22 protein-coding genes are annotated in these 26,164 nt (G+C 66.2%); 17 read left to right on the forward strand and 5 right to left on the reverse strand.

The window, feature by feature from the left end; translation table 11 throughout:
• Positions 1-379 precede the first annotated feature (379 nt).
• The 15 genes from napE to U858_RS35305 all read left to right on the forward strand — a co-directional run bounded on the left by napE (position 380) and on the right by U858_RS35305 (position 12,745).
• Positions 380-538: a periplasmic nitrate reductase, NapE protein gene (gene napE, locus U858_RS0101845; RefSeq protein ID WP_025135492.1), complete on the forward strand. Its 159-nt coding sequence runs from the start codon at positions 380-382 to the stop codon at positions 536-538.
• A 23-nt stretch (positions 539-561) separates the two neighbouring features.
• A complete protein-coding gene (locus tag U858_RS0101850) occupies positions 562-879 on the forward strand; it encodes a chaperone NapD (protein ID WP_025135493.1) in 318 nt (105 codons plus the stop codon).
• A complete protein-coding gene (napA, locus tag U858_RS0101855; protein WP_025135494.1) occupies positions 863-3,358 on the forward strand; it encodes a periplasmic nitrate reductase subunit alpha in 2,496 nt (831 codons plus the stop codon). The genes U858_RS0101850 and napA overlap by 17 nt, the downstream gene beginning before the upstream one ends.
• Before the next feature lie 20 nt (positions 3,359-3,378).
• Entirely contained in the window at positions 3,379-3,855 is a 477-nt protein-coding gene (locus U858_RS0101860; RefSeq protein WP_025135495.1) for a nitrate reductase cytochrome c-type subunit, read from the forward strand.
• 16 nt (positions 3,856-3,871) lie between these two features.
• The gene (locus U858_RS0101865; protein WP_025135496.1) at positions 3,872-4,501 is read left to right on the forward strand and encodes a cytochrome c3 family protein; all 630 of its coding nucleotides are present in this window, start codon (positions 3,872-3,874) and stop codon (positions 4,499-4,501) included.
• Entirely contained in the window at positions 4,488-5,144 is a 657-nt protein-coding gene (ccmA, locus tag U858_RS0101870; protein ID WP_025135497.1) for a heme ABC exporter ATP-binding protein CcmA, read from the forward strand. Before U858_RS0101865 ends, ccmA begins: the two co-directional genes overlap by 14 nt.
• A complete protein-coding gene (ccmB, locus tag U858_RS0101875) occupies positions 5,110-5,775 on the forward strand; it encodes a heme exporter protein CcmB (protein ID WP_025135498.1) in 666 nt (221 codons plus the stop codon). The genes ccmA and ccmB overlap by 35 nt, the downstream gene beginning before the upstream one ends.
• A 10-nt stretch (positions 5,776-5,785) precedes the next feature.
• Positions 5,786-6,565, forward strand: a complete 780-nt coding sequence (gene ccmC / locus U858_RS0101880) for a heme ABC transporter permease CcmC (protein ID WP_025135499.1) — start codon at positions 5,786-5,788, stop codon at positions 6,563-6,565.
• Positions 6,562-6,711, forward strand: coding sequence for a heme exporter protein CcmD (ccmD, locus tag U858_RS0101885; protein ID WP_025135500.1), 150 nt, complete (start codon positions 6,562-6,564; stop codon positions 6,709-6,711). Before ccmC ends, ccmD begins: the two co-directional genes overlap by 4 nt.
• A complete protein-coding gene (ccmE, locus tag U858_RS0101890) occupies positions 6,708-7,244 on the forward strand; it encodes a cytochrome c maturation protein CcmE (RefSeq protein ID WP_025135501.1) in 537 nt (178 codons plus the stop codon). Before ccmD ends, ccmE begins: the two co-directional genes overlap by 4 nt.
• On the forward strand, positions 7,241-9,235 hold the full coding sequence (locus U858_RS0101895) for a heme lyase CcmF/NrfE family subunit (RefSeq protein ID WP_025135502.1): 1,995 nt from the start codon (positions 7,241-7,243) through the stop codon (positions 9,233-9,235). The genes ccmE and U858_RS0101895 overlap by 4 nt, the downstream gene beginning before the upstream one ends.
• The gene (locus U858_RS0101900; protein ID WP_025135503.1) at positions 9,235-9,756 is read left to right on the forward strand and encodes a DsbE family thiol:disulfide interchange protein; all 522 of its coding nucleotides are present in this window, start codon (positions 9,235-9,237) and stop codon (positions 9,754-9,756) included. The genes U858_RS0101895 and U858_RS0101900 overlap by 1 nt, the downstream gene beginning before the upstream one ends.
• Positions 9,753-10,217: a cytochrome c-type biogenesis protein gene (locus tag U858_RS0101905; RefSeq protein ID WP_025135504.1), complete on the forward strand. Its 465-nt coding sequence runs from the start codon at positions 9,753-9,755 to the stop codon at positions 10,215-10,217. The genes U858_RS0101900 and U858_RS0101905 overlap by 4 nt, the downstream gene beginning before the upstream one ends.
• Positions 10,214-11,551 carry a c-type cytochrome biogenesis protein CcmI gene (gene ccmI / locus U858_RS0101910; RefSeq protein ID WP_025135505.1) on the forward strand — a complete coding sequence of 446 codons (1,338 nt, stop codon included), beginning with the start codon at positions 10,214-10,216 and terminating at the stop codon, positions 11,549-11,551. The genes U858_RS0101905 and ccmI overlap by 4 nt, the downstream gene beginning before the upstream one ends.
• Before the next feature lie 837 nt (positions 11,552-12,388).
• Positions 12,389-12,745, forward strand: a complete 357-nt coding sequence (locus U858_RS35305; protein ID WP_115596916.1) for a hypothetical protein — start codon at positions 12,389-12,391, stop codon at positions 12,743-12,745.
• 27 nt (positions 12,746-12,772) lie between these two features.
• Here U858_RS35305 and U858_RS0101925 read toward each other — a convergent pair whose 3' ends face one another.
• The 3 genes from U858_RS0101925 to U858_RS0101935 all read right to left on the reverse strand — a co-directional run bounded on the left by U858_RS0101925 (position 12,773) and on the right by U858_RS0101935 (position 22,306).
• A complete protein-coding gene (locus tag U858_RS0101925) occupies positions 12,773-13,480 on the reverse strand; it encodes a response regulator transcription factor (protein ID WP_025135507.1) in 708 nt (235 codons plus the stop codon).
• Positions 13,481-13,584: 104 nt separating this feature from the next.
• Entirely contained in the window at positions 13,585-21,423 is a 7,839-nt protein-coding gene (locus U858_RS36080; RefSeq protein WP_115596917.1) for a retention module-containing protein, read from the reverse strand.
• A 337-nt stretch (positions 21,424-21,760) separates the two neighbouring features.
• A complete protein-coding gene (locus tag U858_RS0101935) occupies positions 21,761-22,306 on the reverse strand; it encodes a DNA-deoxyinosine glycosylase (RefSeq protein ID WP_025135509.1) in 546 nt (181 codons plus the stop codon).
• 210 nt (positions 22,307-22,516) lie between these two features.
• Between U858_RS0101935 and U858_RS0101940 the strand changes: the two genes are divergently transcribed.
• The gene (locus U858_RS0101940; protein WP_025135510.1) at positions 22,517-23,380 is read left to right on the forward strand and encodes a pirin family protein; all 864 of its coding nucleotides are present in this window, start codon (positions 22,517-22,519) and stop codon (positions 23,378-23,380) included.
• An 819-nt stretch (positions 23,381-24,199) separates the two neighbouring features.
• Entirely contained in the window at positions 24,200-25,153 is a 954-nt protein-coding gene (locus U858_RS0101945; RefSeq protein WP_369797631.1) for an AraC family transcriptional regulator, read from the forward strand.
• Positions 25,154-25,228: 75 nt separating this feature from the next.
• On the opposite strand, the gene U858_RS0101950 is transcribed toward U858_RS0101945, so the two are convergent.
• Together U858_RS0101950 and U858_RS0101955 are read right to left on the reverse strand one after the other, a co-directional pair.
• Positions 25,229-25,651: a hypothetical protein gene (locus U858_RS0101950; protein WP_025135512.1), complete on the reverse strand. Its 423-nt coding sequence runs from the start codon at positions 25,649-25,651 to the stop codon at positions 25,229-25,231.
• Between the two features lie 13 nt (positions 25,652-25,664).
• Positions 25,665-26,039 (reverse strand): glutathione S-transferase N-terminal domain-containing protein, encoded by a 375-nt coding sequence (locus U858_RS0101955; RefSeq protein ID WP_025135513.1) that lies wholly within the window; start codon positions 26,037-26,039, stop codon positions 25,665-25,667.
• Between the last annotated feature and the right edge of the window lie 125 nt (positions 26,040-26,164).

Below are 26,164 nucleotides of genomic sequence, written 5' to 3' on the forward strand. Positions count from 1 at the left end.
GAGCCTTCGCTCCGGACTCCCCCGTGCTCATCCTCGTTGGCGGCTCCGCCGCCTGCCTTCGGATTCCGCCGGCGCCCTCTACACGGCCGCGCTCGGCAGGCCGCCGACGCCCCAGGCTCCAATTGTTGTATGCGTGGGTTGTCTGGTTGGCTGTCTGGCGGGTGCTGTGGTCAATCGCCACGTTGTTTTGGTTGTTTGGGCGGGCCGTGTTCTGCGCCCTGACGGAGATTGCCACCCTCTCGCTATGTGCTTGTATATATAGCGGTTTTTTCCTTGTTTCCGCTGTGGCGCAACATTGACGCGTTCAAAACGCATCTGCTAAAAGCTTTGACATCCGCACGTTAAACGCAATACCCCAACTGTCCTGGTGAGGTGGTGTGTGTCAGACGAGTCAGATGGCTACTCAAGGCCTCAGGAGTTGCGCAGTTTTCTGTTCCTGACGGCTGTCATGGCCCCCGTTCTTACGGTGATCATTGTCGCGGGCTACGGTTTCATCGTTTGGTTCTATCAGTTGATTGCCGGTCCCCCGGGCAGCTGATGGATAGCGACGGAACGTTCCCCATGTCCGCGCATCCTCTGCCGGCAGCTTTGCTGGCTTCCCCTGAATTGCATATTGCCAGCCTGGTGGTGCATGCGTCGCCGCGTCGGCTGGATGAGGTGCGGGCGGCGGTGTTGGCGGTGGCGGGTGCCGAGATTCATGGGGCGTCCGACATGGGCAAGCTGGTGGTGACGCTGGAGGCCCCGACGACCGACGAGATGATGGCGCGGATTTCGCAGATACAGCGGCTCGATGGCGTGCTGGCGTCGGCGCTGGTTTACCAGCATGCCGATACGTTGGCGGCGATGAACGAGGAGATCGACGATGGCAATGGCCCGTAGGGATTTCATCAAGCAATCGGCCGCTGCGGCGGCGGCGACGGTGGCGGGGATTCCGGTGGTGGGATTCACGCAGAACATCGTGACGGAGTCGGAAGCGGCGAAGCTGAAGTGGTCGAAGGCGCCCTGTAGGTTCTGCGGGACCGGCTGCGGCGTGAACGTCGCGGTGAAGGACAACCAGGTGGTGGCCACGCATGGGGATTTCAACGCCGAGGTGAACAAGGGGCTGAACTGCGTCAAGGGCTATTTCCTGTCGAAGATCATGTATGGCAATGACCGGCTGACGACGCCGCTGTTGCGCATGAAGGACGGGAAGTACGCGAAGGATGGGGAGTTCGCGCCGGTGTCGTGGGACCAGGCGTTCGATGTGATGGCCGAGCAGTTCAAGCGGGTGCTCAAGGACAAGGGGCCCGAGGCGGTGGGGATGTTCGGGTCGGGGCAGTGGACGGTGTGGGAAGGCTATGCCGCGCTGAAGCTGATGAAGGCGGGGTTCCGCTCGAACAATCTGGACCCGAATGCGCGGCATTGCATGGCGTCGGCGGCGGTGGGGTTCATGCGCACGTTTGGTGCGGACGAGCCGATGGGCTGTTATGACGACATCGAGAACGCGGACGCGTTTGTGCTGTGGGGCTCGAACATGGCCGAGATGCACCCGATCCTGTGGACGCGGGTGACGGACCGGCGGTTGTCGGCGCCCAAGACGAAGGTGGCGGTACTGTCGACGTTCGAGCACCGTTCGTACGAGCTGGCGGACCTGACGCTGACGTTCACGCCCCAGACGGACCTGGCGATCCTGAATTACATCGCCAACTACATCATCCAGACCAAGCGGGTGAACCGCGAGTTCGTGGACAAGCACACGGTGTTCCACGAAGGCAATACGGATATCGGTTACGGGCTGCGGCCGGATCATCCGCTGCAGAAGGCGGCCAAGAATGCGGACAAGGCGGGCGGCTCCAAGCCCATTACCTATGACGAATTCGCCAAGTTCGTGTCGCGCTACGACCTGGAATACACGTCCAAGCTGTCGGGGGTGCCCAAGAAGCAGCTGCAGGACCTGGCCGAGCTGTATGCCGACCCGAAGGTGCGGGTGACCTCGTTCTGGACGATGGGCTTCAACCAGCATACGCGCGGAGTGTGGGCCAACAACATGGTCTACAACATCCATCTGCTGACGGGCAAGATCTCCACGCCGGGCAACAGCCCGTTTTCGCTGACGGGGCAGCCGTCGGCCTGTGGCACGGCGCGCGAAGTGGGCACGTTTTCGCACCGGCTGCCGGCCGACCTGGTGGTGACGAACCCCAAGCACCGGGCGCATGCCGAGGAACTGTGGCAGTTGCCGGCGGGCACCATTCCCGAGAAGGTGGGCGCGCACGCGGTGCTGCAGAACCGCATGCTGAAGGACGGCCAGATCAACGCCTATTGGGTGATGGTCAACAACAATATGCAGGCGGCGGCGAACCTGATGAATGAGGGGCTGCCGGGCTATCGCAATCCGGAAAACTTCATCGTGGTGTCCGACGCCTACCCGACGGTGACGACGATTTCGGCGGACCTGATCCTGCCGGCGGCGATGTGGGTGGAAAAGGAAGGCGCGTACGGCAACGCCGAGCGCCGCACGCAGTTCTGGCACCAGCTGGTGAATGCGCCGGGCCAGGCGCGGTCGGACCTGTGGCAGCTGATGGAGTTTTCCAAGCGCTTCACGGTCGAGGAAGTGTGGCCGGCGGACCTCTTGGCCAAGAAGCCGGAATACCGCGGCAAGACGCTGTTCGACGTGCTGTTTGCCAACGGCAAGGTGAACCGCTACCCGAATACCGAGCGCGACAAGGACTACGCCAACCAGGAAGCCGAGGCCTTCGGCTTCTATGCGCAGAAGGGCCTGTTCGAGGAATACGCCGAGTTCGGCCGCGGCCACGGCCATGACCTGGCGCCGTTCGACACCTACCACGAGGTGCGCGGGCTGCGCTGGCCGGTGGTCAAGGGCAAGGAAACGCTGTGGCGCTACCGTGAAGGCAGCGACCCCTATGTGAAGCCGGGCGCCGGGTTCGAGTTCTACGGCAATCCGGATGGCCGCGCGGTGATCTACGCCCTGCCCTACGAGCCGCCCCCCGAGTCGCCGGACAAGGAATACCCGTTCTGGCTGTCCACCGGGCGCATCCTGGAGCACTGGCATTCCGGGTCGATGACGCGGCGGGTGCCCGAGCTGTACCGGGCGTTTCCGAACGCGGTCTGTTTCATGCACCCCGACGATGCGCAGGCGATGGGCCTGCGGCGTGGCGTCGAGGTGGAAATCGTGTCGCGGCGCGGCAAGATGCGCACGCGGCTGGAAACCCGCGGACGCGACAAGCCGCCGCGCGGCCTGGTGTTCGTGCCGTGGTTCGACGCCGGCCAGCTGATCAACAAGGTCACGCTGGACGCCACCGACCCGATCTCGTTCCAGACCGATTTCAAGAAGTGCGCGGTCAAGATCGTCAAGGTCTGAACGGCGTACCGGAGACAGCCATGAACCTACGCGCTCTAGTTTTCGCCGTGTGCGCCGCCACCTGTACGGCCGCCTGGGCCGCGCCGCCGTTCGAGGTCGAGGACCCGATGCGCGGCCCCACCCCGATTGCCGACGAGGCCGATCCACCACTGATCAGCCCGATCGAGAACAAGGACATCAAGCGGATGCGCACGTATTCGATGCAGCCGCCGACCATTCCGCATTCCATCGACGGCTACCAGATCGACAAGAACTTCAACCGCTGCCTGGCCTGCCATGCGCGCGTGAACACCGAAGAGACCCAGGCGCCGCCGCTCAGCGTGACCCACTACATGGACCGCGACAGCAACGTGCTGGCCGAGGTGTCGCCGCGGCGCTATTTCTGTGTGCAGTGCCACGTGCCGCAGTCCGAGGCCAAGCCGCTGGTGTCCAACACGTATCAGGACATCGATGTGATCCTCAAGCGCCTGACCGCCCCGGCGTCCGACAAGAAGTAAGGCATCGGGAGCCGCCATGGTCAACCTCATCAAGCGCTACTGGAACATCATCCGCCGGCCCAGCGTGCATTTCAGCCTGGGCTTTCTGACGGTGGGCGGCTTCATCGGCGGCATCCTGTTCTGGGGCGCCTTCAATACCGCCATGGAATTCACCAACACGGAGAAATTCTGCACCGGCTGCCACGAGATGCGCGACAACGTCTACGCCGAATTGAAGGGCACCATCCACTTCACCAACCGCTCGGGCGTGCGGGCGCTGTGTTCCGACTGCCACGTGCCGCACAACTGGACGGACAAGATCGCCCGCAAGATGCAGGCGTCCAAGGAGGTCTGGGGCAAGATCTTCGGCACCATCGACACGCGCGAAAAGTTCGTGGACAAGCGGCTGGAACTGGCCAAGCACGAATGGGCCCGCTTCAAAGCCAACGATTCGCTGGAATGCCGCAATTGCCACAACTACGACTACATGGACTTCACCCGCCAGAGCGTGCGGGCGCAGAACATGCATTCGACCTACCTGGCGGACAAGAGCAAGACCTGCATCGACTGCCACAAGGGCATCGCCCACAAACTGCCCAACATTCCGCCCGGCGAACTGTCGTCGGTGCCCGGCCTGGGCCAGGACAGCCCGCATGCGGGCCGCTGACGCGCTGCACGCCGCCGCCCTGGTCGGCCGGCGCGGCGCGGCGGGCGCGGTCGACTTCACCCTGGCGCCGGGCCACTGGCTGCACGTGCGCGGCGCCAACGGCAGCGGCAAGACCAGCCTGTTGCGGATGCTGGCGGGGCTGCTGCAACCGCAGTCGGGCAGCGTGCACTGGCAGGGGCGCGACATCCGCCGCGATTTCGCCGCCTATTGCGCCGATATGGCTTTCCTGTCGCACGGCAACGGCCTGTGCGGCGAACTGAGCGCGGCCGAGAACCTGCGCTACGCGCTGGCGATTGCCGGCGCGCCGCAAGCGGACACGACGGCGGCGCTGCGCGCCTGGCGGCTGGCGGATTGCGCCGACACGCCCGCCGCGCGCCTGTCGCAAGGCCAGGGCCGCCGGCTGGCGCTGGCCGCCGCGGTGCTGAGCCGCAAGCCGCTCTGGCTGCTGGATGAACCCGATGCGGGGCTGGATACCGCCAGCCTGGACCTGCTGGACCAGGCGCTGGACGCGCACCTGGCCGCCGGCGGCCTGGCCGTGGTGGCCTCGCACCGCGCCCCGGGCGCATCCCCTGCCCGCAAACACACCCTGGACATGGACGACTACGCCGATGCTGGCAACGCTGTGGCAATTGGCGCGCCGTGAACTGCGGCTGGCCTGGAGGCGGCCCGCGGAAACGCTGGGCGCCGCGCTGTTCTTCGTGGTGGCGGGGTCGCTGTTTCCGTTGGCGGTGGGGCCCGACCCCGCCCTGCTCGCCGCCATCGGCCCCGGTGTGCTGTGGGTCTGCGCGCTGCTCGGCATTCTTTTGACGCTGCAACGGCCGTTTGCGCAGGACTACGACAACGGCGCACTCGAACAACTGCTGGTGTCGCCCCACCCGCTGCCCCTGCTGGTGGGCGCCAAGCTGGCAGCGCACTGGTTCAGCAGCTGCCTGCCGTTGATCCTGGCCAGTCCGGTGCTGGCGCTGCAATTCGGCCTGTCACCCGGCGCCATCGGCGTGCTGGTGCTGTCGCTGCTGCTGGGCACGCCCACGCTGGCACTGATCGGCGGGCTGGGCGCGGCGCTGACGCTGGGGCTGCGCGGCGGCGCGCTGCTGCCGCTGCTGGTGCTGCCGCTTTACGTGCCGGTGCTGATCTTCGGCAGCGGCGCGGTGTCGGCGGTACACGCCGGCCTGGGCGCCGGCCCGCAACTGTCGCTGCTGGGCGCGGGCCTGTGCCTGGCCCTGCTGCTGTGCCCCTGGAGCGCGTCGGCCGCGCTGCGCGTGGCGCTGGACTGAGGACGCGCCCATGCACAAGCCCCCTGCCCTGAACCCGTTCGCCCCGGCCGCCCCCGCGTCCCGCCCCGGCTGGCTGCGCTATGCCTCGCCGGCCCGCTTCTATCCGCTGGCCGGCCGCCTGATCCCCTGGCTGGCCCTGGCGGCCGCGCTGTTTGGCGCGGCGGGCCTGTACGTGGGCCTGGTGGTGGCGCCCATCGACAGCCAGCAGGGCGAGGTCTACCGCATCCTGTTCATTCACGTGGCGGCGGCGTGGATGTCGATGTTCCTGTATCTGGTGATGGCGCTGTATGCCGCGCTGGGCCTGGTGCTGCAGACCCGGCTGTCATTCATGATGATGCGGGCGCTGGCCCCGACCGGCGCGCTGTTCACCTTCGTGACGCTGTGGACCGGCGCCTTGTGGGGCAAGCCCACCTGGGGCGCGTGGTGGGTATGGGATGCGCGCCTGACGTCGGAACTGATCCTGCTGTTCCTGTACCTGGGCTTCATGGCCTTGCAGGCCGCCAGCGACGACCCGCGCCGCGGCGACCGCGGCGGCGCCATCCTGCTGCTGGCCGGCGTGGTCAACGTGCCCATCATCTATTTCTCGGTGCGCTGGTGGAACACGCTGCACCAGGGCGCGTCCATCAACCTGACCACGGCGCCCAGCATGGCGCACGTGATGCTGACCGCCATGCTGCTGATGGTGGCGGCATTCTGGCTGTACAGCGCCGCCGTGGGGCTGGCGCGGGTGCGAGGCATCATCGCCGAGCGCGAACCGGCCGCAATGCAGGCCGAGGAGAAGGCGCGATGAGCTGGGACGCGCTGTTCTCGCTGCAGGGCCATGGCCCGTACCTGCTGGGCGCCTATGGCGTGACGCTGGCGCTGCTGGCGCTGGAGGCCGGTTTGTTGTGGCGCCGGGCCCGCGCCCGGGCGCGGCAACGCGGAGACGCGCCATGACCCCGCGCAAGCGCCGCGCGCTGGCGCTGGTGGCCGGCCTGGGCCTGTTGGCGGCCGCCGCCGCACTGGTGCTCAACGCCTTGCAATCGAACCTGGTGTTCTTCTTCACGCCCACGCAGGTTGCCGCGCACGAAGCGCCCGGCAGCGGCAGCTTCCGGGTGGGCGGGCTGGTGCAGGAAGGCTCGCTCAAGCGCGAAGCCGACGGCCTGTCGCTGCGCTTCGTCGTGACGGACACGGTGCATTCGGTGCCGGTGGTCTACCGCGGCCTGCTGCCCGACCTGTTCCGCGAGGGCAAGGGCGTGGTGGCGGCGGGCAGGCTGGGCGCGGACGGCGTGTTCCAGGCGTCCGAGGTGCTGGCCAAGCATGATGAAAACTACATGCCGCCGGAAGCCGCCGATGCGATCAAGCGGGCCACGGCGGGCGCCAGGGCCGATGACGGCGCGAGCGGCTCCGGCGCAGCCCAGCGCGCCGGAGCCGATTCCGAGTCCTTGGCGGGCACGCGCCCCGGCGCCTTGCGGGCAGACTCGCAATGATCCCGGAAATCGGCCTGTTCAGCCTGATCCTGGCGCTGCTGGCGGCGATCGTCCAGGGCACCCTGCCGCTGATCGGCGCGGCCACCGGCTGGCAGCCGGGGCTGGCGGTGGCGCGGCCCGCCGCCGTGGCGCAGTTCGGCCTGGCCACCGTGGCCATCGGCTGCCTGGCAGCGTCCTTTCTGCAGAACGACTATTCGGTGCTGTACGTGGCCGCCAATTCGCACGCCGACCTGCCGGCCGCCTACCGCTTCGCGGCGGTGTGGGGCGGCCACGAAGGCTCGCTGCTGCTGTGGCTGTACCTGCTGACGGCATGGACGCTGGCCGTGGCCCTGTGCAGCCGGCGCCTGCCGCCGGCCTTCGCCGGCCGGGTGCTGGCGGTGATGGGCTGGATCAGCGTGGGCTTCCTGCTGTTCCTGCTGTTCCTGTCCAACCCCTTTGAGCGGCTGATGCCGCCGGCCATGGCGGGCCGCGACCTGAACCCGCTGTTGCAGGACCCGGGCATGATCGTGCACCCGCCGATGCTGTACATGGGCTACGTGGGCTTTTCGGTGGCCTTCGCCTTTGCCATCGCCGCGCTGCTGTCCGGCGAACTGGATGCGCTGTGGGCCCGCTGGGTGCGCCCGTGGACGCTGGCCGCCTGGACCTTCCTGACGCTGGGCATCCTGCTGGGCAGCGCGTGGGCCTATTACGTGCTGGGCTGGGGCGGCTGGTGGTTCTGGGACCCGGTCGAGAACGCGTCGTTCATGCCCTGGCTGGCGGGCACCGCGCTGATCCATTCGCTGATCGTCACCGAGCGGCGCGGCGCCTTCCGCAGCTGGACGGTGCTGCTGGCCATCTGCACGTTTTCGCTCAGCATCCTGGGCACGTTCCTGGTGCGTTCGGGCGTGCTGACGTCGGTGCATGCCTTCGCGGTGGACCCGGGCCGCGGCCTGTACATCCTGGGTTTCATGACCGTGATCGTGGGCGGTTCGCTGGCGCTGTACGCGTGGCGCGCGCCCAAGGTGGGCCTGGGCGGGGGCTTCGCGCTGCTGTCGCGCGAGTCCCTGCTATTGAGCAACAACGTGGTGCTGACCGTGGCGGCTGCCTCGGTGCTGCTGGGCACGCTGTACCCGGTGGTGCTGGACGTGCTGGACTGGGGCAAGATCTCGATCGGCCCGCCCTACTTCGAAGCCGTGTTCGTGCCGCTGATGACACCCGCCATCTTCCTGATGGGCGTGGGCCCGGTGGCGCGCTGGAAGCAGGCGCAGGCGCCCGACCTGGGCCGCCGGCTGCGCATCGCGTTCGCCGTCAGCGTGGCCACCGCCGTGCTGCTGCCGCTGGCCATGCCCGGCCCGATCCGGCTGGGCTCGCCGCTGGTGATGCTGGGGCTGTGGCTGGCGGCGTGGTCGGTCGCCAGCGCGGCCGCGCACGCCTGGCAGCGCCTGACGGACGGCGACGGCCACTGGCTGCGCCGCCTGGGCCGCCAGCCGCGGTCTTGGTACGGCATGCTGCTGGCGCACGCCGGCATCGGCATCTTCATTGCCGGCGCCACGCTGGCCAACGGCTACGAGGTCAAGCAGGAACTGCGGCTGGAGCCGGGCGCGGCGCAAGAGGCCGGCGGTTACCGCTTCGTGTTTGCCGGCCTGGCGCCCGCCACCGGCCCGAACTACAGCGCCCAGCGCGCCGAATTCCACGTCACCCGCGACGGCCGGCCGGTCACCACGCTGTATCCCGAAAAGCGCCTGTACACCGTGCAGGACATGCCGCTGAGCCAGGCCGCCATCGACAGCGGCTTCACCCGCGACTTGTTCGTGGCGCTGGGCGAGCCGGCCGGCGGATCGGCCTGGACGGTGCGCATCCAGGTCAAACCCTTCATGGCGTGGATCTGGGCCGGCTGCCTGCTGATGGCGCTGGGCGGCCTGCTGGCGGCCGGCGACAAGCGCTACCGCCAGCGCGAAGCACATGCGCCCCACCCCCGCGGTGTGCCCGCCGCCTCGCGGGAGGGCACCTGATGCTGCGCTACCTGCTGCCCCTGGCGGTGTTCCTGGCCATGGCCGTGTTCCTGGCGCTGGGCCTGTCGCGCGACCCGCGCGCGGTGCCGTCCGCCATGATCGACAAGCCCGCCCCGGCCATCAGCTTGCCGCTCTTGCACGCGCCCGACCAGCGGCTGGAGGTGCAGTCGCTGCGCGGCAAGGTCTGGCTGCTGAATGTATGGGCCTCGTGGTGCGCGCCGTGCCGCGAAGAACTGCCGGTGCTGCGGGAAGCGGCCCGGCGCCACGGCGTGCCGCTGTATGGCCTGAACTACAAGGACAAGCCCGAGGACGCGCTGGCCTGGCTGGGCCGCCATGGCGACCCGTACATTGCGTCCGCCAGCGACGTCGATGGCCGGGTGGGCATCGAATATGGCGTGTACGGCGTTCCCGAGACCTTCGTCATCGACGGCGCCGGCCGCATCCGCTACAAGCAGCTGGGCCTGATCACGCCGGAAATCTGGCGCACGCGGCTCCAGCCGATGATCGAGTCGCTGCAATGACGAAACGAATAAGCGCCTGCGCCGCCCTGATCGCGCTGGCGCTGCTGCTGGCCAGTCCCGCAAGCGCCCAGGCGCCGTCGCCGCCGCTCTCGCCCGAGCTGGAGCAGCGCGCCGAACACCTGGCGCACGGCCTGCGCTGCCTGGTGTGCCAGAATCAGACGCTGGCCGAATCCAACGCGCCGCTGGCCCACGACATGCGCAACCTGATCCGCGGGCAGTTGGCCGAGGGCCGCAGTGACGCCCAGATCATGCGCTTCTTCGAAGACCGCTACGGCGATTTCGTGCGCTACGACCCGCCCTTCAAACCCGTCACCTGGCTGCTGTGGCTGGGGCCTTTCGCGCTGCTGGCGCTGGGCTTCGCGGTGTTGCTGCGCACATTGGCGCGGCGGCCCCGGTCGCGCCCGCCGCTGACGGCTGACGAACGCGCCCGCGCGGCCCGTTACCTGGATTCCGGCCCATGACCCCGCTCTGGCTTGCCGTGCTGGTCCTGCTGCTGGCCACCCTGCTGTGCCTGGTGCCGCCGCTGCTGCGCCGCCCACCCCCGGCCGCCGCCCGCGAGGCCGACACCGGCCTGCGCGACTTCTATCGCGCCCAGCGCGAGCAGGTGCAACGCGACCTGCGCGAAGGCGCGCTGAGCGCGGACGCCGCCGCGCGCGCCGACGAGGAGTTGCAGCGCGACCTGCTGCAGGACCTGGCACAACGCGACGGCGGCGCGCCGCATGCCACCGGCCACCGCGTCGGCGTCGCCGCCGCCTGCCTGCTGAGCCTGGCCCTGCCGCTGGCCGCGGCCCTCTTGTACGGCCACCTGGGCAACCCGCGCGCCGCCGCCACGCTGGCGCAGGCCGATACGGCCGAACCGCATGCCGGCGACGATGGCGACAGCATGGCCCTGGCCGTCAACGCGCTGGCCCAGCGCCTGCGCGCCGCGCCCGACGATGCCGACGGCTGGTATACGCTGGCCCGTTCCTACGAAACGCTGGGCCGCTACACCGACGCGGCGGCCGCCTACCGCCAGGTGTTGCGCCTGGTGCCCGACCAGCCGCAAGTGCTGGCCGACCTGGCCGATGCGCTGTTGTCCGCCAACCAGGGCGCGCCCGATGCCGGGTCCATCGCCGCCGTTGCGCAGGCCCTGGCGGCACAACCGGACCAGCCCAAGGCCCTGGCGTTGGCCGGCATGATGGCGCTGCGGCGCGGCGACGCCGCCGAAGCACTCGGTTACTGGCAACGCCTGCAGGCGATCCTGCCGCCCGAATCCGAGGCCGCGCGCCAGATCGAATCGAACATTGCCCAGGCCCGCGCCATGGCACAGGCGAACGGGGGGAACGGCAACGCGCAACGCCAGGCAAGCGGACCGACGCCACCACCGGCCGGGCCAGCCCCTACGCCGCAAACCGCCCTGCCGGGCCCCACGCCGGGACCTGTCGCCGCGACGGCGGCGCCGTCCGCCGCCCCCGGCCATCTCAGCGGCCATGCCAGCATCGCTCCCGCCCTGCAGGCGCAGGTGCGCCCCACCGATACCGTCTTCATCCTGGCGCGGCCGGTGTCCGGCTCGCGCATGCCGCTGGCCGTGCTGAAGCTGCAGGTGTCCGACCTGCCGCGCGCCTTCACGCTGGACGACCGCAACGCCATGTCGCCGCAGGCCACCCTGTCCAGCGCCGGCCGCGTCCAGGTCGAAATCCGCGTCAGCCGCTCGGGCGCGGCTACTGCCCAGCCCGGCGACCTGAGCGGCACGCTGGGTGAGGTGAACGTGCCCGGCGCGGGGCTGGAACTGGTGGCTGATACCGTCGTGCACTGACGGCGGTTCGGGGTCCGGCCGCCATTCGGCGCTACCCCGGCGCCTATCCCGCTACGCCCGCTTGATCCGCGTCGGCAGTCGTCCACGACGTGGAGTAGACGTGCGGGTCGGTCTTCATGCCAAGTTTGAGGATCTTCAGGTCGGCGCGGTGCTTGGTCATCAGGGTGGCGTTTTCCTTCGTACTGCAAGACGGTGGTGCGGAACTGGCCCCAGCGAGGAGCGGTTTTCCGTTGATTTGAGTCAAAAAAGGGGCCCCTCTTCTGGCTGCCGCAGCCAGCAAGCCCGCGTCTTCAGCAGATCACGGGAATTGGGGGGCCCATTTTCAGATTTTTCTAATTCTCGATTGTCTTTGCGCCGGCCAGAATGGCCGCTCGCTCATGCGTACCTCTCCCTCAACCCATCCCAATAGGTCAAGACAAATGGCTGACAGCATGACCATTTTTCAATACAAAAATACAACAGGCAACAGGCAACAGTGCTTACATATGCCCTATTTCCAGCGCTCGGTGACTTTTCGTGCCGTTTCTTGGTCGCAAGGGACTACCAGCAAGGGGAACACCCAATGCTGACCAAGAGGGTGAAAACAGCGGCGCCGACGTTATCGTCGGCGGCAATGGCGGACGCACCGCCTTGCACTCCCAGCCCCTCGTGCTGCCAACCTCCGCAAGCGTGCTGGACCACGCGCGCCCTGCGCGCGCTGATGATCCTCGGACTGGCAAGCCAGATGGGTGCCTGCTCGTGGATGATCCCACCGATGCGGTACCTAACGATGGGCGACGAAAACAGGGCGGAAACATCGAGCATTTCGATACAGGCTAACCCGAAGCTGCCCCGTTCTTGGACTTCCTGACGTACAACGTCAACAAGCCCGTTGACGCCGCCCAGACGACCAGGTCTGCCGCCAATGATGGCGCGGAATCCGTCGACCCCATCGCCCCAACACGCGCAAACCAGGAGGTTGATCAAGATGACACCTTGCGCATTGCCCGCTTGCCAGGACACGCACTGCTCGCTGGCCGCAGCCTCACGTGGACGGCACCGCATTCCGTAAAAACTAACTGGGGTGCTGCCACCGCTGAACACGTCGGTGGACGCGACCGCTGCTGCGGCGGTGCTGGCACGACCAACAATTCGCTGCTCAGCGCCGGCATGCCCGGCGGCATTCTGTACGGCCCGCGCTACGCCACGCGATAGCCTCCCACGTTGTGCCGAGCAACGCATTCATGCAGCGCTCGGCACATCTGCGGGGCCTGCCCGGCGATCTCGCTCTGCCGGCAGCCCAATGGCGTAACCGACGCCGGGAACGGTTTGAATGAGATTGCCGCCCAGCTTTCGCTTGAGCTGATGAATGAATACGGCAACGGTGTTGCTGTCGATGCGCTTCCCAGTGCCGTAGACGACGCTATGCAAATGCGCACGCCGCACGACGTGCCCTTGACGATCAACCAACGCCATGAGCGTGCGGAACTCCTGCGCGCTGAGTCGTACGTCGACGCCGCTTCGGGTCACGGCGCGTCGATGACGATCAATGATGACGTCGCCGCAGGTAAACACGGGGGTGACACGGCCAGCGCTACGGCGAATGACCGATCGCACCCGCGCCCACAGCTCATCGAGATGGATGGGCTTGATCAGGTAGCCGTCGGCGCCCGCGTCCAATCCCGCAATGCGCTCACTGAGCTGGCCGCGGGCGGTGAGCATCAACACCGGGGTGGCGTCGTAACGGTCGCGTATCCAGCGCAGAATGGCCAGCCCGGAATCCCTGGGCAGGTCGAAGTCAAGCAGAATCGCCGCATAGGCGTGATCACGCAATGCCATACGCGCCGCAATCGCATTGTCAGCCAGATCAACGTGCCAACCGCTCTGCCTGGCATCCTCGCAAATCGACTCGGCCAGCATCCGATCATCTTCAACAAGAAGCAGCTTCATTCACTAGCAGTCCGTAGGGGATGGCTGACTGATTTCCGAATGCAATGGACCAACGGTCTGGGGAGAAGACAGCCGCTTGCGGCCGCCGCCCCCTTGGCGCGCGTTCAAATCTGGTCGACGTTCAGTTTTCCCTTCTGCAACAGATCATTGATGATGACCTGGTTGTTCATCTGGCCGCCCTGCGTCAGGTCGACGTTCTCGAGCACGATCTTCTGGTCCGCGCCTTGGGCCCCGAGTTTTCCTTGCGTGTTGACGTCGATGACCGTGTTGCCGCCTTCCTGGTGAAAATTCAGGTATTGAATCAGGCTGCCGTCCTGCTCGCCGACCAGCAGGTCCCTCAAGTCCAGCACATCGCCCCCCTCGGATGGCTTGCCCGGCGAGAAGTCCTTGATGATGTCGATGGCCGGCTTGGCGGTGGTGCCCTGGTCGCCCAGTTCCCACTTGAAGGTATCGCTGCCCGCGCCGCCGATCAGCGTATCGTCGCCCTTGCCCCCGATCAACAGATCATTGCCCGCGCCCCCTTCCAGGGTGTCGTTGCCCGAACCGCCGTACAGCACGTCGTTGCCATCGCCGCCATACAGCTTGTCGTCACCGGCGCCGCCGTAGAGGATGTCATCGCCTTCGTCGCCATACAAGGTGTCGTTGCCGCCCTGGCCATAGAGAATGTCGTTGCCCGTGCCACCGTGGACCGTGTCATCACCACCGCGCGGGTCATCAAGCAAATTGAATTCGGCGTGATGCTCCTTCAGGTACGAATAGATATCCGTCGAGGTCGCGGGACGGCCCAGGTTGAAGGTCAGGTAGTCCGTCAGCGCCTTCATCCCCTGGCCATCGTGCGTGCCGGCCGCGACATCGCCCCACGTCAGGTGGTCGGTGTTGATCGTGTCCGCGAAAATGATGTCATCGCCCGCCCCGCCGTAGATGATGTCGCTGCCGACAGGCGCCGGATCGGTGTTGATCTTGCCCCCCTGCAACGCGGCGTCGAGGTCGCCCGGTTTCAGTACGATGTCGACGTTGCCTGCAACCGAACTGACTACGTTGGCCGCGGTGTAGGTAGTCTGGGTGATGTTGTCGATACGAACCGTGGCATCGCGTCCGTTGTCTGTTTTGTCGGTCAGATCAAAGACCAGCCTGTACGAGCCGGGCGGGAGTACGCCGGTGGTCATCGTCTGTGAACCAGAAAGAGCGGCGGTGTAGTCACTGCGTTCCACCAAGACCCAACTGGTGCCGTCCAAGCGCTGCAAGACCCACGAGAACGAGTCGCCCGTGGCAAAGTTTGACGTACTCGCGCTGAACGAGAGCTTTGCGTAGCTGGACGTGACAAGCGTTGGGCTGTGCGCCGCTGTCTGCCCGCCGCCATAGACGTCCACAAATTGCAGCGCATTGCCGCTGCGACTGAACGAGCCGCCACTGTCGGCGACAGTATCGCCCCAGTTCCTCAGATTGTTCCAGCTCATTCTGGACAACAACCCACCATCGTTGTTGAAATTCGCCAGCGTGGTGGTGTTGCCACTACCGATGCCGGCATAGGCCGTCTCGCCGCTTCCACCGGTATTGTCGAACCACTGCAGCATGTCCTTGTTGATCCCGGGCCCGATGCCGATGCCATGCACCTCACTGATTTTCGCCAGCGGGCCGAAAGCGGCCACTGATTCCTCCACGACGGTCTTGCTGGGGGGATCGTAGCCGTCACCGCCCAGTATCGGTTCGCCCGCCCGATCGGTGGTCATGTAGTAGGTCGGCGTGCCGTCGGTCAGAAAGAACGCCAGGTTCTCGAGTTTCGCGGAAGTCGAACTGCCTGACGCATTCTGACTGTTGAACCACTGCACGGCAGCGTTGAAGGCGGACGAGTAATTGGTCCCACCCTCTGCGCTCAGGGCTTCGATCGCGGTGAGCAGCGCGGGCAGCTTCTCTGCATTGAGACCATTGATGCTCACCGGGGTGTCGGCAGTCGTGGAGAAACCGATCAGCGAGACGTTGACCGCGCCGTCATGCTTGCTCAGCTGATTCGTCAGATTGGCCAGCGCATCCTTGACGAGCTTCATACGTGATTGTTCGTAGTGATACCGGAGCGCTTGTGGGTACGAAATACCTTCACTGCCATTCAACCCGTGCGCCATGCTGCCGGAAGTATCCACCATCAGCGCGATGTTGTAGTTTTTCCCCGGGGATACATAGGTGACCATTCCGCCCTTGTCGCCGATGATGATATCGTCGCCGCTGCCGGCGGTGATCGCTGGATTGGCGCCGGTGCCGCTGCTCGTGTTTTCGCCGGTGATCATGTTATCGGTCGTCAGGGCGAAGTTGTATACGCCTGACGTGTTCCGGCCGCCATGATCGGTACCGCCGTCGTCACGCACCTGGAAACCGAACGAGGTATCCTGACCCGCGGCAGCAGGCGTATAGACCAGCTTGCCGCCCGCGATGTCGGTAGCCCAGACCACCGTGTTTGCGGTGACCGGCTGGCCATTCAAGGTCAACGCCCCATCAGTCGGCAAACGCGTGATGATCACGCTTTGCAAGCTGTCGCCTTCCGCGCCGCCGTCGAAGTTGAACTCGGCAGGGGAGAACACATGGCTGCTGCCCGCCACGACACGGGCCGCGTTGTCGGCGGCGACCGGGGCGTCATTGGTCCCGACCACGTCGATGGAAACGACCTGCCTGGCCGAACCGTCGAACGAGGTAACGTCGAAGGTCTCCCTCATCACCCTGCCCGCGGGCAGGTCTTGGACCGCCTTCAGGTTGTTGTCCAATCCATAGGTCCAATTGCCATTGGCGTCGATCGAGAACGCACCGTACAGGCCCTTGACGCCGGTCTGGGCAATGAAGCTGCCCTGCCCCGCGTCGGCATCCGAGACCGTGAGTTTGCCGGCGGCCGTCAGCGTGAGATCCTCCGTCACCCTGCCGGTAGCCTGGCCGGTGATCGTCGCGATGTCATTGGTTCCGGTGATGGTGATCGTGACTTCCTGGACCGCCGTGCCGCCCTGGCCGTCGTCCACGGTGACCTTGATGGTATCGGTGACCGTCTGGCCTTCGGCGAGGGCCTGGACCTTGGCGCTGCCGTTGTCCAGCACATACGTCCATTTTCCAGTCTGGTCGACGGCCAAGGTGCCGTAGACGCCCTTGCCGCCGTCATTGACGGACCAGACGTGAGTGTCCTGGGCATCGACGTCGGTCTTGGTCAACTGACCGGACGCGGTCAGCGTTGTGTCTTCCTTCACCGCGCCTATGGCCGTGCCGGCAATGGCCGGAGCGTCGTTGGTACCGGTGATGGTGACGGTGACGGTCTGCGTGGCCTGGCCGCCGTTGCCGTCGTCAACGGTCACGATGATGGCGTCGGTCGCCTTCTGGCCTTCGGCCAGCGCCTGGACCTTGGCGGCGCCGTTGTCCAGCACGTAGGTCCACTTGCCGTTCTGGTCGAGCGTGAACGAACCGTACTGGCCCTTGCCGTCATGGCTGAGCGACCAGACGTGCCGATCGTTGACGTCGACATCGGCTTGGGTCAGTTGACCGGACACGGACTGGGTGCCGTCTTCCTTGACCGCGCCGGTGGCCTCGCCGCTGAGCGTTGGCTGATCGTTGGTGCCCTTGATGGTGATGACGACCTGACCGGTGGCGCCATCGATGGCCGCAACCGTGATGGTCTCGGTCAGGCTTTCCTTGGCGCCCAACTGCTGCACCGCGGCGGCGTCATTGTCCAGCGTGAAGGTCCAGTTGCCGGTGGCGTCGATCGTGAATCTGCCGTACTCGCCCTGCGATTCCGTCTGCGGCCTGAATGCGGCCTGACCGACATCCCCGGCCGTGATATCGAGTTTTCCATTGGCGACGAGCGTGGTGTCTTCCTGGACGGTGCCCTTGTCATCGCCCGGTCTGCTGGGCGTGATCACCGCGACGTCATTGGTACCGGTGATATCGATCGTGATGGCCTGGGCCGCCTTGCCACCGCGGCCATCATCGACCGTGACCGTGATGGTGTCGGTGACCTTCTGGCCGTCGGCCAGGGCCTGGACCTTGGCGCTGCCGTTCGCCAGCGTGTAGGTCCACTTGCCGGCCTGATCCACGGTGAACGCCCCGTAGTCGCCTTTGCCGTCGTTGTCGACCGACCAGACGTGCACGTCAGTGGCATCGACATCAAACTGGGTCAGTTGACCTGTCGTGGTCAGCGTGCCGCCTTCCTTGACGCTGCCGGTAGAGATACCACGAATGGTTGGCGTGTCGTTGGTGCCGACCACGTTGACGACGATAGCCTGGGCCGCCTTGCCGCCGTTGCCGTCGTCCACCGTCACGATGACGGTGTCAGTGACTGTCTGACCTTCGGCCAGCGCCTGGACCTTGGCGCTGTCGTTGTCCAGCACATAGGTCCACCTGCCGGTCTGGTCGACGCTGAAGGTGCCGTACTGGCCCTTGCCGTCATTGTTGACGGACCAGGTGTGCGTGTCGGTCGCGTCGATGTCGGTCTTGGTCAACTGGCCGAAGGTGCTCAGCGTGCCGTCTTCCTTGACCGCGCCAGTGGCCGCGCCGGCGATCGTCGGCACGTCATTCGTGCCGCTGATGGTGATCGTGACTCGCCCGGTGGTGCCGTCCGCCGTGGCGACCGTAAATATCTCGGTCAAGCTGTCTTTGGCGCCCAGTTGCTGCACCGCCTTGGCGTCATTGTCCAGCTTGAAGGTCCAGTAGCCATTCGCATCGATCGAGAATGCACCGTACGCACCCTGAAAGCCTGTCTGCGGCGTGAACACGGCTTCCCCCTTGTCGGGGTCGGCCACGTCCAGCTTGCCGCCGGCGGTCAGGGTGGTGTCTTCCTTGACAGTGCCCTTGTCGTCGCCCGGCTGACTTGGGGTGATGACCGCGCCGTCGTTGGTGCCGCCGACCGTGATGGTGATGGTCTGCGTGGCCTTGCCGCCCTGGCCGTCATCGACGGTCACGGTAAAGGTTTCCTTGACCGACTCGCCCGTCTTGAGCGCCTTGACCTCGACGTTGGCGCCATCAAGGTCAAAGGTCCATTTGCCGCTCTGATCGACAGCGAAGCTGCCGTACCGGCCTTTGCCTTCGTTGTTGACGGACCAGGTGTGCGTGTCGTTGATGTCGACGTCGGTCTTTTCCAGTTGGCCGGTGGCGCGGGTGCTGCCACCATCGGTGACTTCACCCGAGGCCTGGCCGCTGATCACCGGCACGTCATTGGTGCCATGGATCGTGACGGTGACCGTGCCGGTGGTGCCATCGGCAGTGGTGACCGTGAAGGTTTCGGTCAGCTTCTCGTTCACGCCCAGGGCCTGGACCTTGGGATCGTCGTTGTTGAGCGCGTACTTCCAGTGGCCGTTGACATCGATCGAGAATTTGCCGTATTCGCCCTTGGCATCGGTCTGCGTCTCGAAGACGGCCTCGCCGGCATCCTTGTCGGTCACGTCCAGCTTGCCGGCGGCGGTCAGGGTGGTGTCTTCCTTGACGGTGCCCTTGTCGTCGCCCGGCTTGCTCGGGGTGATCACGGCGGCGTCATTGGTGCCGGTGATCTCGATGGTGATGTCCTTGGTCGCCTTGCCGCCATGGCCGTCGTCGACGGTGACAGAAATGGTGTCGGTGACCTTCTGGCCTTCGGCCAGGGCCTGGACCTTGGCGCTGTCGTTGTCCAGCACGTAGGTCCACTTGCCGTTCTGGTCGACGCTGAAGGTGCCGTACTGGCCCTTGCCGTCATTGTTGACGGTCCAGGTGTGCTTGTCGGTGGCGTCGACGTCGGCCTTGTCGAGCTGGCCGCTCGTGGTCTGGGTGCCGTCTTCCTGCACCGCGCCAGTGGCCGTGCCGCTGATCGTCGGGGCGTCGTTGGTGCCGTTGATGGTGATGACGACCTGGCCGGTGGTGCCGTCGGCGGTGGTGACCGTGAAGGTTTCCGTCAGGCTGTCCTTGGCGCCCAGCAGCTGGATGGCCTTGGCGTCGTTATCCAGCTTGAAGGTCCAGTTGCCGTTGGCATCGATCGAGAACGTGCCGTACTTGCCCTGGAAGCCGGTCCGCGGACGGAACACCGCCTCACCGGCATCCGGGTCCGCGACGTCCAGCTTGCCGCTGGCGGTCAGGGTGGTGTCTTCCTTGACGGTGCCCGCGTCGTCGCCCGGCTTGCTGGGCGTGATGACCGCGCCGTCGCTGGTGCCGTCGACCGTGATGGTGATGGTCTGCGTAGCCCTGCCGCCATGGCCGTCGTCGACGGTGACGGAAATGGTGTCGGTCAGGTGCTCGCCATCCTTGAGCGCCTTGACGGTGGGGTTGGCGTTGTCGAGCTTGTAGGTCCACTTGCCATTCTGGTCCAGCGTGAACGAGCCATACACGCCCTTGCCGTCGTTGCCGAGGGACCAGGTATGCGTGTCGTTGGTGTCGACGTCGTGCTCGGTCAGCTGACCGGTCACGGCCTGGTTGCTGCCTTCCTTGACCTGGCCGGTGCTGGTGCCGGTAATGGTCGGGGCATCGTTGGTGCCCGCGACCGTCACGGTGATGACCTGGGTCGCCTTGCCGCCATGGCCGTCGTCGACGGTGACAGAAATGGTGTCGGTGACCTTCCGGCCTTCGGCCAGGGCCTGAACCTTGGCGCTGTCGTTGTCCAGCACATACGTCCACTTGCCGTTCTGGTCGAGGGTGAAGCTGCCGTACTGGCCCTTGCCGTCGTTGTTGAGCGACCAGGTATGCGTATCGGTGGTGTCGATGTCGTGCTTGGTCAGCTGGCCCGCTACTTCCCGGACGCCGTCTTCCGCGACATCGCCGGCGGCCTGGCCGGTGATCGTCGGGGCATCGTTGGTGCCGTTGATGGTGATGGTGACCGTGCCGGTGGTGCCGTCGGCGGTGGTGACCGTGAAAGTCTCCTTCAAGGACTCGCCCACGGCCAGCGCCTGCACGCGCGGATCGGCCTGGTTCAGGCTGTAGACCCAGTTGCCATTGGCGTCGATCGAAAAGGTGCCATGGACGCCCACGCGGTCGGCCACGGCTACGAAGAAGGGCTCGCCGTCGTCGGGGTCCACCACGTTGAGCTTGCCGTTGGCGGTGGAGACCTCGTCCTCGACCACAGTGCCTGCATCGTCGCCCGGCTTGGAAGCGGTTATCTGCGCCACGTCGTTGACGCCCACGACCGTGATTTCCACGGTGGCGCTGGCCGTCGCGCCGCTGGGATCGGTGACCACGTAGGAAATCGCGGTGTTGACGGTCTGCCCTTCGGGAAGACGCTGGAAGCTGTTGCCAGGGACGAAGGTGTAGCTGCCATCCGGCAGCACGGTGAAGAGGCCGCCGTTTGAACCGATGACGGCAACACCGCTCGAGACCATGGGCTGGTCGTTGATGGAAACCAGGGTCAGGGGATCGCCGTCGGGATCGCTGTCGTTGGCCAGCAGGTTGCCGCGCAGGACAGTCTTCTCGTCCGTGCGCGCGATGTCATTGACCGCCAGGGGTGCGTTGTTGTTGTCGCCCGCGGCGGCAGCGCCCGTGCTGCTTGAGGCGCGGTCGATGGTGTCGGCGACGCGGCCCCGACTGGCATAGCCTATATCCAACGGGCTGGTCGTTTCCAGGATGCGGGCCAGGCGCACGAAGCTCCCGCCGCCGTCGCCCCCGGCGCTGCCGGTCAGCGCGACGTCCGTGGGATCCAGTGCTTCGAGCGGATCCTGCCCGGTTTGCAGGGCTGCCAGCAGGCGGTCGGAATCGGCCCCCGTGGGCGACATGAGCATGGACTCGCTCGGATCGGCCATCGGGCCCGCCATATCCTCGCTGACGGCGACTTCACGGCCTGCACCGATCACGATCGGCATGCCGTTTTCCACCTGCAGCGCCACGCTGGCGCCCGAGGCCGTGACGATGTCGCTGCCCATCGGCACATTGCTACCCTGATGCAACTCGGTCAGGGAGCCGTCGCTGTTGCGTATCCACGCGCGACCCGTGATTTCCGTAACGACTGCAGGGGAAGACTTGGCCATGCCGGCTCCATTGACACAACATTGCAAGCGAATCGCAGCGATCGCGTTGCCAATGAGGTCAACGAGCCAGTAACGCTGCCGGGTGTCGTCACGGAAGGACTCGCCCGGCGTCCGATCATCGTCAACAAGAAGCTGGGTTGCTCAATAGCAGTCCATACGCGAGGGCCACCTCATTCTTGAATGATGGATGGAGGTTTTTAATTTTCTTTTAAGACGCGGAATCAACAGGACGGGGACGGATGCCTTGACGCCTTCGTTGTCACACCCGCGCCGAATCGGCGCCGCCGCGGTACAGGTTGTAGTTCATCACCACCTGGATCATGGCGGGTTCCTCATGTCACTCCGGCCGTGTCAGCGCTTCGCGCCACACGGCAAGTTTTTCTTCGAATCTGGCGGCGGCGTGGGCCGGGCTGGTGGACGGAAGGTCCAGGTATTGCAGGGAACGGCCGCAGGCCAGCTGCGGCAGCACGTGGCGGCGATACAGGGCAGCGGCCTTGGTGCCGTTGAAGCAGATGCGAACGACGTGGGGGTGGGCCTGGAAAAAGGCGGCGAAATCGTTGGGGACCAGGGTATCGAGGCGGATGGCGGCGTCGAGGCTGCCGGGGCGTTCGCAGGTCTGCAGGACGTCCCAGAGGGCGATGCGGGCGTGTTGCAGGGCTCGCAGACGGTGAGGGTAGTCGGCGGCGGGGTCGAAGCCCAGGACTTGGGCGGCGATGGGCCAGAAGGCGTTGCGGGGGTGGGCGTAGTAGCGGGTCTGCTTGAGCGAAGCGATGCCGGGCATGGAGCCCAGGATCAGGATGCGGGCGTCGGCGGCGGCGACGGGGGCAAAGCCTTGGACGTGATGGGGCAGCTCTTTCATGGCGCGGTCGGCGGGGAAATTCATGGGGAAAGGATACGCGAGGCGGACGCGGGTTCACGGCGCCGGATCTTGCCTGGGCGCCATTGGGGCGGACTGACGAGGCTGGCGCTGGCGCCGTCCTATTTATGGAACGGTGCTTATCAATGCCGGGGGCTACCGGAACAAGCGTATCGCCCTTATCTTGATAGGTATGACGAACGGCCCCGTAGGGGCCGCGCAACAGGAATGACGATCATGAAGAAGATTCTGGGTGTGCATGCCAGTCCGCGTCCCCACTGGGTGGGCGACGGCTTTCCGGTGCGCTCGATGTTTTCCTATGGGGACAAGGGCAAGGATGTCAGCCCCTTCCTGCTGCTGGACTACGCGGGTCCGGCGCAGTTCGCGCCGGCCACGCAGCCGCGCGGGGTGGGCCAGCATCCGCACCGCGGGTTCGAGACAGTGACGATCGTGTACAGCGGCGAAGTCGAGCATCGCGATTCGACCGGCAACGGCGGCGTGATCGGGCCGGGCGACGTGCAGTGGATGACGGCGGCATCGGGCATCCTGCACGAGGAATTCCATTCGCCCGCCTTCACGCGCCAGGGCGGTGAGCTGGAAATGGTGCAGCTGTGGGTGAACCTGCCGGCCAAGGACAAGAAGGCCCCGGCCGGCTATCAAAGCCTGCTGAACGCGGATATTCCGGTGGTGTCGCTGCCGGACGACGCGGGGTCGCTGCGCGTCATCGCCGGCAGCTTCGCGGGCCAGACGGGGCCTGCGCGCACGTTCACGCCGATCGACGTCTGGGACGTGCGCCTGGCCGCCGGCAAGTCGGCGACGTTCGCCATTCCGGCGGGCCGCAACAGTATGCTGGTGATGCTGCGCGGCACGGTGCTGGTGAACGGCGAATCGGTGGCGCGCGATGCGCAGCTGACGCTGTTCGGCCGCGACGGTGATTCGATCACGGTCGAAGCCAACAACGACGCCGTGTTCCTCGTGCTGAGCGGCGAGCCGATCGACGAGCCGGTGGTGGGCTATGGACCGTTCGTGATGAATTCGCAGGCCGAAATCGTCGAAGCGATCCAGGACTTCAACGCCGGCAAGTACGGGCAGATGCACTAAAGCGCGTGACCCGGCGGGCGGGGGCCGAATCGGCGTCCCTGCCCGCCAGCCGATTCTCGCGGCAAAGCAAGACAGCGCGGCCCTTCATTGCGAAGGTGGCCGCGCTTTTTCTTGTCCATTCTGGAAGCCTGAAAGTATCAGACAAATACGCGGGTGAAGCGGCTCCGGCATCGGCTACAGTCTGATCATTCCTGCATGGCTTCCCCCAATTGGAAATGCACTATGGGCACGATCATTGAATCATTGCGCGAAGATCTGCGTGCGCTTCACCAAGCCGGCGCGGTCAGCAAAGCCCGCTTGCGCAAGTTCAACGACCTCTGCCGGCCAGTCCCTTCAACCGATACTCCGAACACCCGACATTGCTGCGCCGCAATGCATGACGCCGTCGCCGCATCCGGCCTGGTGCCTGCCTCGCCCCCACCGGTTTTGCGCAGTCCGCGGATAGGCGCTGCGAAAAACGGATAGTTTTTCCGCCTCCGGGACGGGTTTTCCAGCAGGTCAGCGGGGCCGACGGCGCTTTACTATTGGGGCCATCAAAAGGCCCATGCCGCAAGCGGCGCGACGGGCCTGGGACCCCGGCGGCGACAGGCCGGACACCTGGACAAGAGCGAGGAAATCCCGGCCATGCTGAACACGATGCAGTCCGATGCCGGCACGTCATGGCCGTCGGTCGAGCCGCGGTCGGCCGAGCGGGGCCCGGCCGTGGCAAGCCCGACGTATCGCAGCAGTGCCGAGCGCAGCCCGACCTGGCCTGAAAAAGCCTGTCCGTCCGCGCCAGACGCCCGATCCGCCGCCTGGCGGGTGGATGCCGTCTTGGCGATGCCGGCGCAACAGTTGTTCGCCTCAGGCGACCTGGACGAAGCGCGGTCGATGGTGGGCCGGGTAATGCGGCCGCATCTGCTGGGCGTGGTGGGGCCGCGGCAACGGCTCGATGCCCGCATGCATCACCAGCCGCTAGGCGAGGTGTCGCTGAACCGGCTGCGCTATGGCGCGGATGTCGAGATCCGCCCGGGGCCGCTTGAAGACTTCTTCCTGGTGCAGATGCCGCTGTCGGGCACGGCCACCATCGAAAGCGGCCCGCAGCGGGTGGATTCGACGCCCGAGGTCGCCTCGGTGGTCAGCCCCGACGACGACCTGGCGATGCGCTGGGCCGACGACAACGACCAGTTCATGCTGCGCATCGGCCGATCGCTACTGGAACGCACGTTGGTGGGCCACCTGGGCGTGACGCTGGACCGGCCGCTGCGCTTTCAGCTGGGCTTTCGCTGGCGCGAGTGCCCGGCGTGGCGCTGCCTGATGGCGTATCTGCTGGACTGCTCGTCGCAGCACACTGACCTGGCCGAGCACAAGCTGATCGTGCACCAGATGGAACAGCTGGTGGCCGCGACGCTGCTGTCCGCCCTGCCCCACAACTACAGCAACACGCCGGCCAGCCGCCGCGCCGCGGTGCTGCCGCGCCACGTGCGCTGCGTGCAGGACTATCTGCAGGCGCATGCGCACGAACCGGTCAGCGCCGAACAGCTGGCGCGCATCGCGGGGGTCAGCGTGCGCAGCCTGTATGCCGGCTTCAAGGAATTCCTGGGCGTCAGCCCGATGCACTACCTGCGCGACCTGCGCATGGAACGCGCGCGCGCCGAACTGGTGTCGGGCGAATGCCAGAATATCGCCGGCGTGGCGCTGCGCTGGGGCTTCGCGCACCTGGGCCGGTTCAGCACCGGCTACAAGGCGCGCTACGGCGAAAGCCCCAGCCAGAGCCTGCGCCGCCACGGCTGACGAACTCGGCAGGCGAGGCAAGATCGGCGGGACGCACGGGACCTTCCGCTCAAACGCGCATTCGCATTACGAGGGCTAGCGCGGCTTCCAGGTCAGCCCGTCGGTCGAGCGGTATTCCGGCGTGCCCGTGCAGCAGCCGCCCGCACCAAACGCCTGGCGGCCGATGAAGGCCTGGATGAAGCCCTTGCCCACCGTCAGTTCCTGGCGCACGCAGATCGTGGGCAGCGGATAGAAGTCGCCTTCCAGCACCAGCGTCCAGGCCACGTTGTCGCCCTCTGCCGGGTCTACCTTGTAGATCTTGCATTCATGCATGAGCAGGTGGATGGGCTTGCCCGCCAGCGTGCCCTTGAACTGGAGGGCTTCCGGGGTTTCCTGGGTGGCCAGGGTTTCAGCCGTGTACCTGGACCCGGCGGGCGGCGGCGGCAGCGACGAATCGCAGCCGGCCAGCGCCACGGCCACGCATGCGGCCAGGGCCAGGCGGCGGGCGACGCGTGGCATGGCGGCAGCCTGGTCAGGCCACGTTGGCGTAGCGCTGTTCAAGGTAGGCAATGATGTCGTTGGACTCGTACATCCAGCGCGTGCCGTCCGCTTCCTCGATGCGCAGGCATGGCACCTTGACCTTGCCGCCGCCGGCCTGCAATTCGGCGCGCGCCTGGGGATTGCCCTTGGCATCGCGCAGCGCGACGGGCACGTTCAAGCGGTGGATGGCGCGCCGCGTCTTGACGCAGAACGGGCAGGCATGGAATTGGTAGAGCGACAGCGCGGCCGCTTCGCGGTTGACGGCGGCCTGGCCTTGCGCCGAACGTTGTTGCGGGCGCGGGCGGGTAAGCGCGTCGCCCAGGACTATCAGTTGACCCACACCGACACGCAGGGCTTTCACAATCATGGATGGCAACTTGAAACGAAGAGAGGCCTTGAGTCTAGCCCATTCGCGGCGACAGGCGGGTTACGCCCCACCCTGCCGCCCCGTCCTGCCGCCCCCGTCCCCGCGGCGGGTCCGCTTGCCGGGCG

The sequence above is a fragment of the Achromobacter sp. DH1f genome (genome assembly GCF_000633435.1).
Lineage (GTDB): Bacteria > Pseudomonadota > Gammaproteobacteria > Burkholderiales > Burkholderiaceae_B > Achromobacter > Achromobacter deleyi.

Excerpts from the sequence above, each read along its gene's own strand:
- U858_RS0101850 (WP_025135493.1), top strand. The coding sequence starts at position 562 with ATGTCCGCGCATCCTCTGCCGGCAGCTTTGCTGGCTTCCCCTGAATTG.
- napA (WP_025135494.1), top strand. The coding sequence starts at position 863 with ATGGCAATGGCCCGTAGGGATTTCATCAAGCAATCGGCCGCTGCGGCG.
- U858_RS0101860 (WP_025135495.1), top strand. The coding sequence starts at position 3,379 with ATGAACCTACGCGCTCTAGTTTTCGCCGTGTGCGCCGCCACCTGTACG.
- U858_RS0101865 (WP_025135496.1), top strand. The coding sequence starts at position 3,872 with ATGGTCAACCTCATCAAGCGCTACTGGAACATCATCCGCCGGCCCAGC.
- ccmA (WP_025135497.1), top strand. The coding sequence starts at position 4,488 with ATGCGGGCCGCTGACGCGCTGCACGCCGCCGCCCTGGTCGGCCGGCGC.
- ccmB (WP_025135498.1), top strand. The coding sequence starts at position 5,110 with ATGCTGGCAACGCTGTGGCAATTGGCGCGCCGTGAACTGCGGCTGGCC.
- ccmC (WP_025135499.1), top strand. The coding sequence starts at position 5,786 with ATGCACAAGCCCCCTGCCCTGAACCCGTTCGCCCCGGCCGCCCCCGCG.
- ccmD (WP_025135500.1), top strand. The coding sequence starts at position 6,562 with ATGAGCTGGGACGCGCTGTTCTCGCTGCAGGGCCATGGCCCGTACCTG.
- ccmE (WP_025135501.1), top strand. The coding sequence starts at position 6,708 with ATGACCCCGCGCAAGCGCCGCGCGCTGGCGCTGGTGGCCGGCCTGGGC.
- U858_RS0101895 (WP_025135502.1), top strand. The coding sequence starts at position 7,241 with ATGATCCCGGAAATCGGCCTGTTCAGCCTGATCCTGGCGCTGCTGGCG.
- U858_RS0101900 (WP_025135503.1), top strand. The coding sequence starts at position 9,235 with ATGCTGCGCTACCTGCTGCCCCTGGCGGTGTTCCTGGCCATGGCCGTG.
- U858_RS0101905 (WP_025135504.1), top strand. The coding sequence starts at position 9,753 with ATGACGAAACGAATAAGCGCCTGCGCCGCCCTGATCGCGCTGGCGCTG.
- ccmI (WP_025135505.1), top strand. The coding sequence starts at position 10,214 with ATGACCCCGCTCTGGCTTGCCGTGCTGGTCCTGCTGCTGGCCACCCTG.
- U858_RS0101925 (WP_025135507.1), bottom strand. The coding sequence starts at position 13,480 with ATGAAGCTGCTTCTTGTTGAAGATGATCGGATGCTGGCCGAGTCGATT.
- U858_RS36080 (WP_115596917.1), bottom strand. The coding sequence starts at position 21,423 with ATGGCCAAGTCTTCCCCTGCAGTCGTTACGGAAATCACGGGTCGCGCG.
- U858_RS0101935 (WP_025135509.1), bottom strand. The coding sequence starts at position 22,306 with ATGAATTTCCCCGCCGACCGCGCCATGAAAGAGCTGCCCCATCACGTC.
- U858_RS0101940 (WP_025135510.1), top strand. The coding sequence starts at position 22,517 with ATGAAGAAGATTCTGGGTGTGCATGCCAGTCCGCGTCCCCACTGGGTG.
- U858_RS0101945 (WP_369797631.1), top strand. The coding sequence starts at position 24,200 with ATGCCGGCGCAACAGTTGTTCGCCTCAGGCGACCTGGACGAAGCGCGG.
- U858_RS0101950 (WP_025135512.1), bottom strand. The coding sequence starts at position 25,651 with ATGCCACGCGTCGCCCGCCGCCTGGCCCTGGCCGCATGCGTGGCCGTG.
- U858_RS0101955 (WP_025135513.1), bottom strand. The coding sequence starts at position 26,039 with ATGATTGTGAAAGCCCTGCGTGTCGGTGTGGGTCAACTGATAGTCCTG.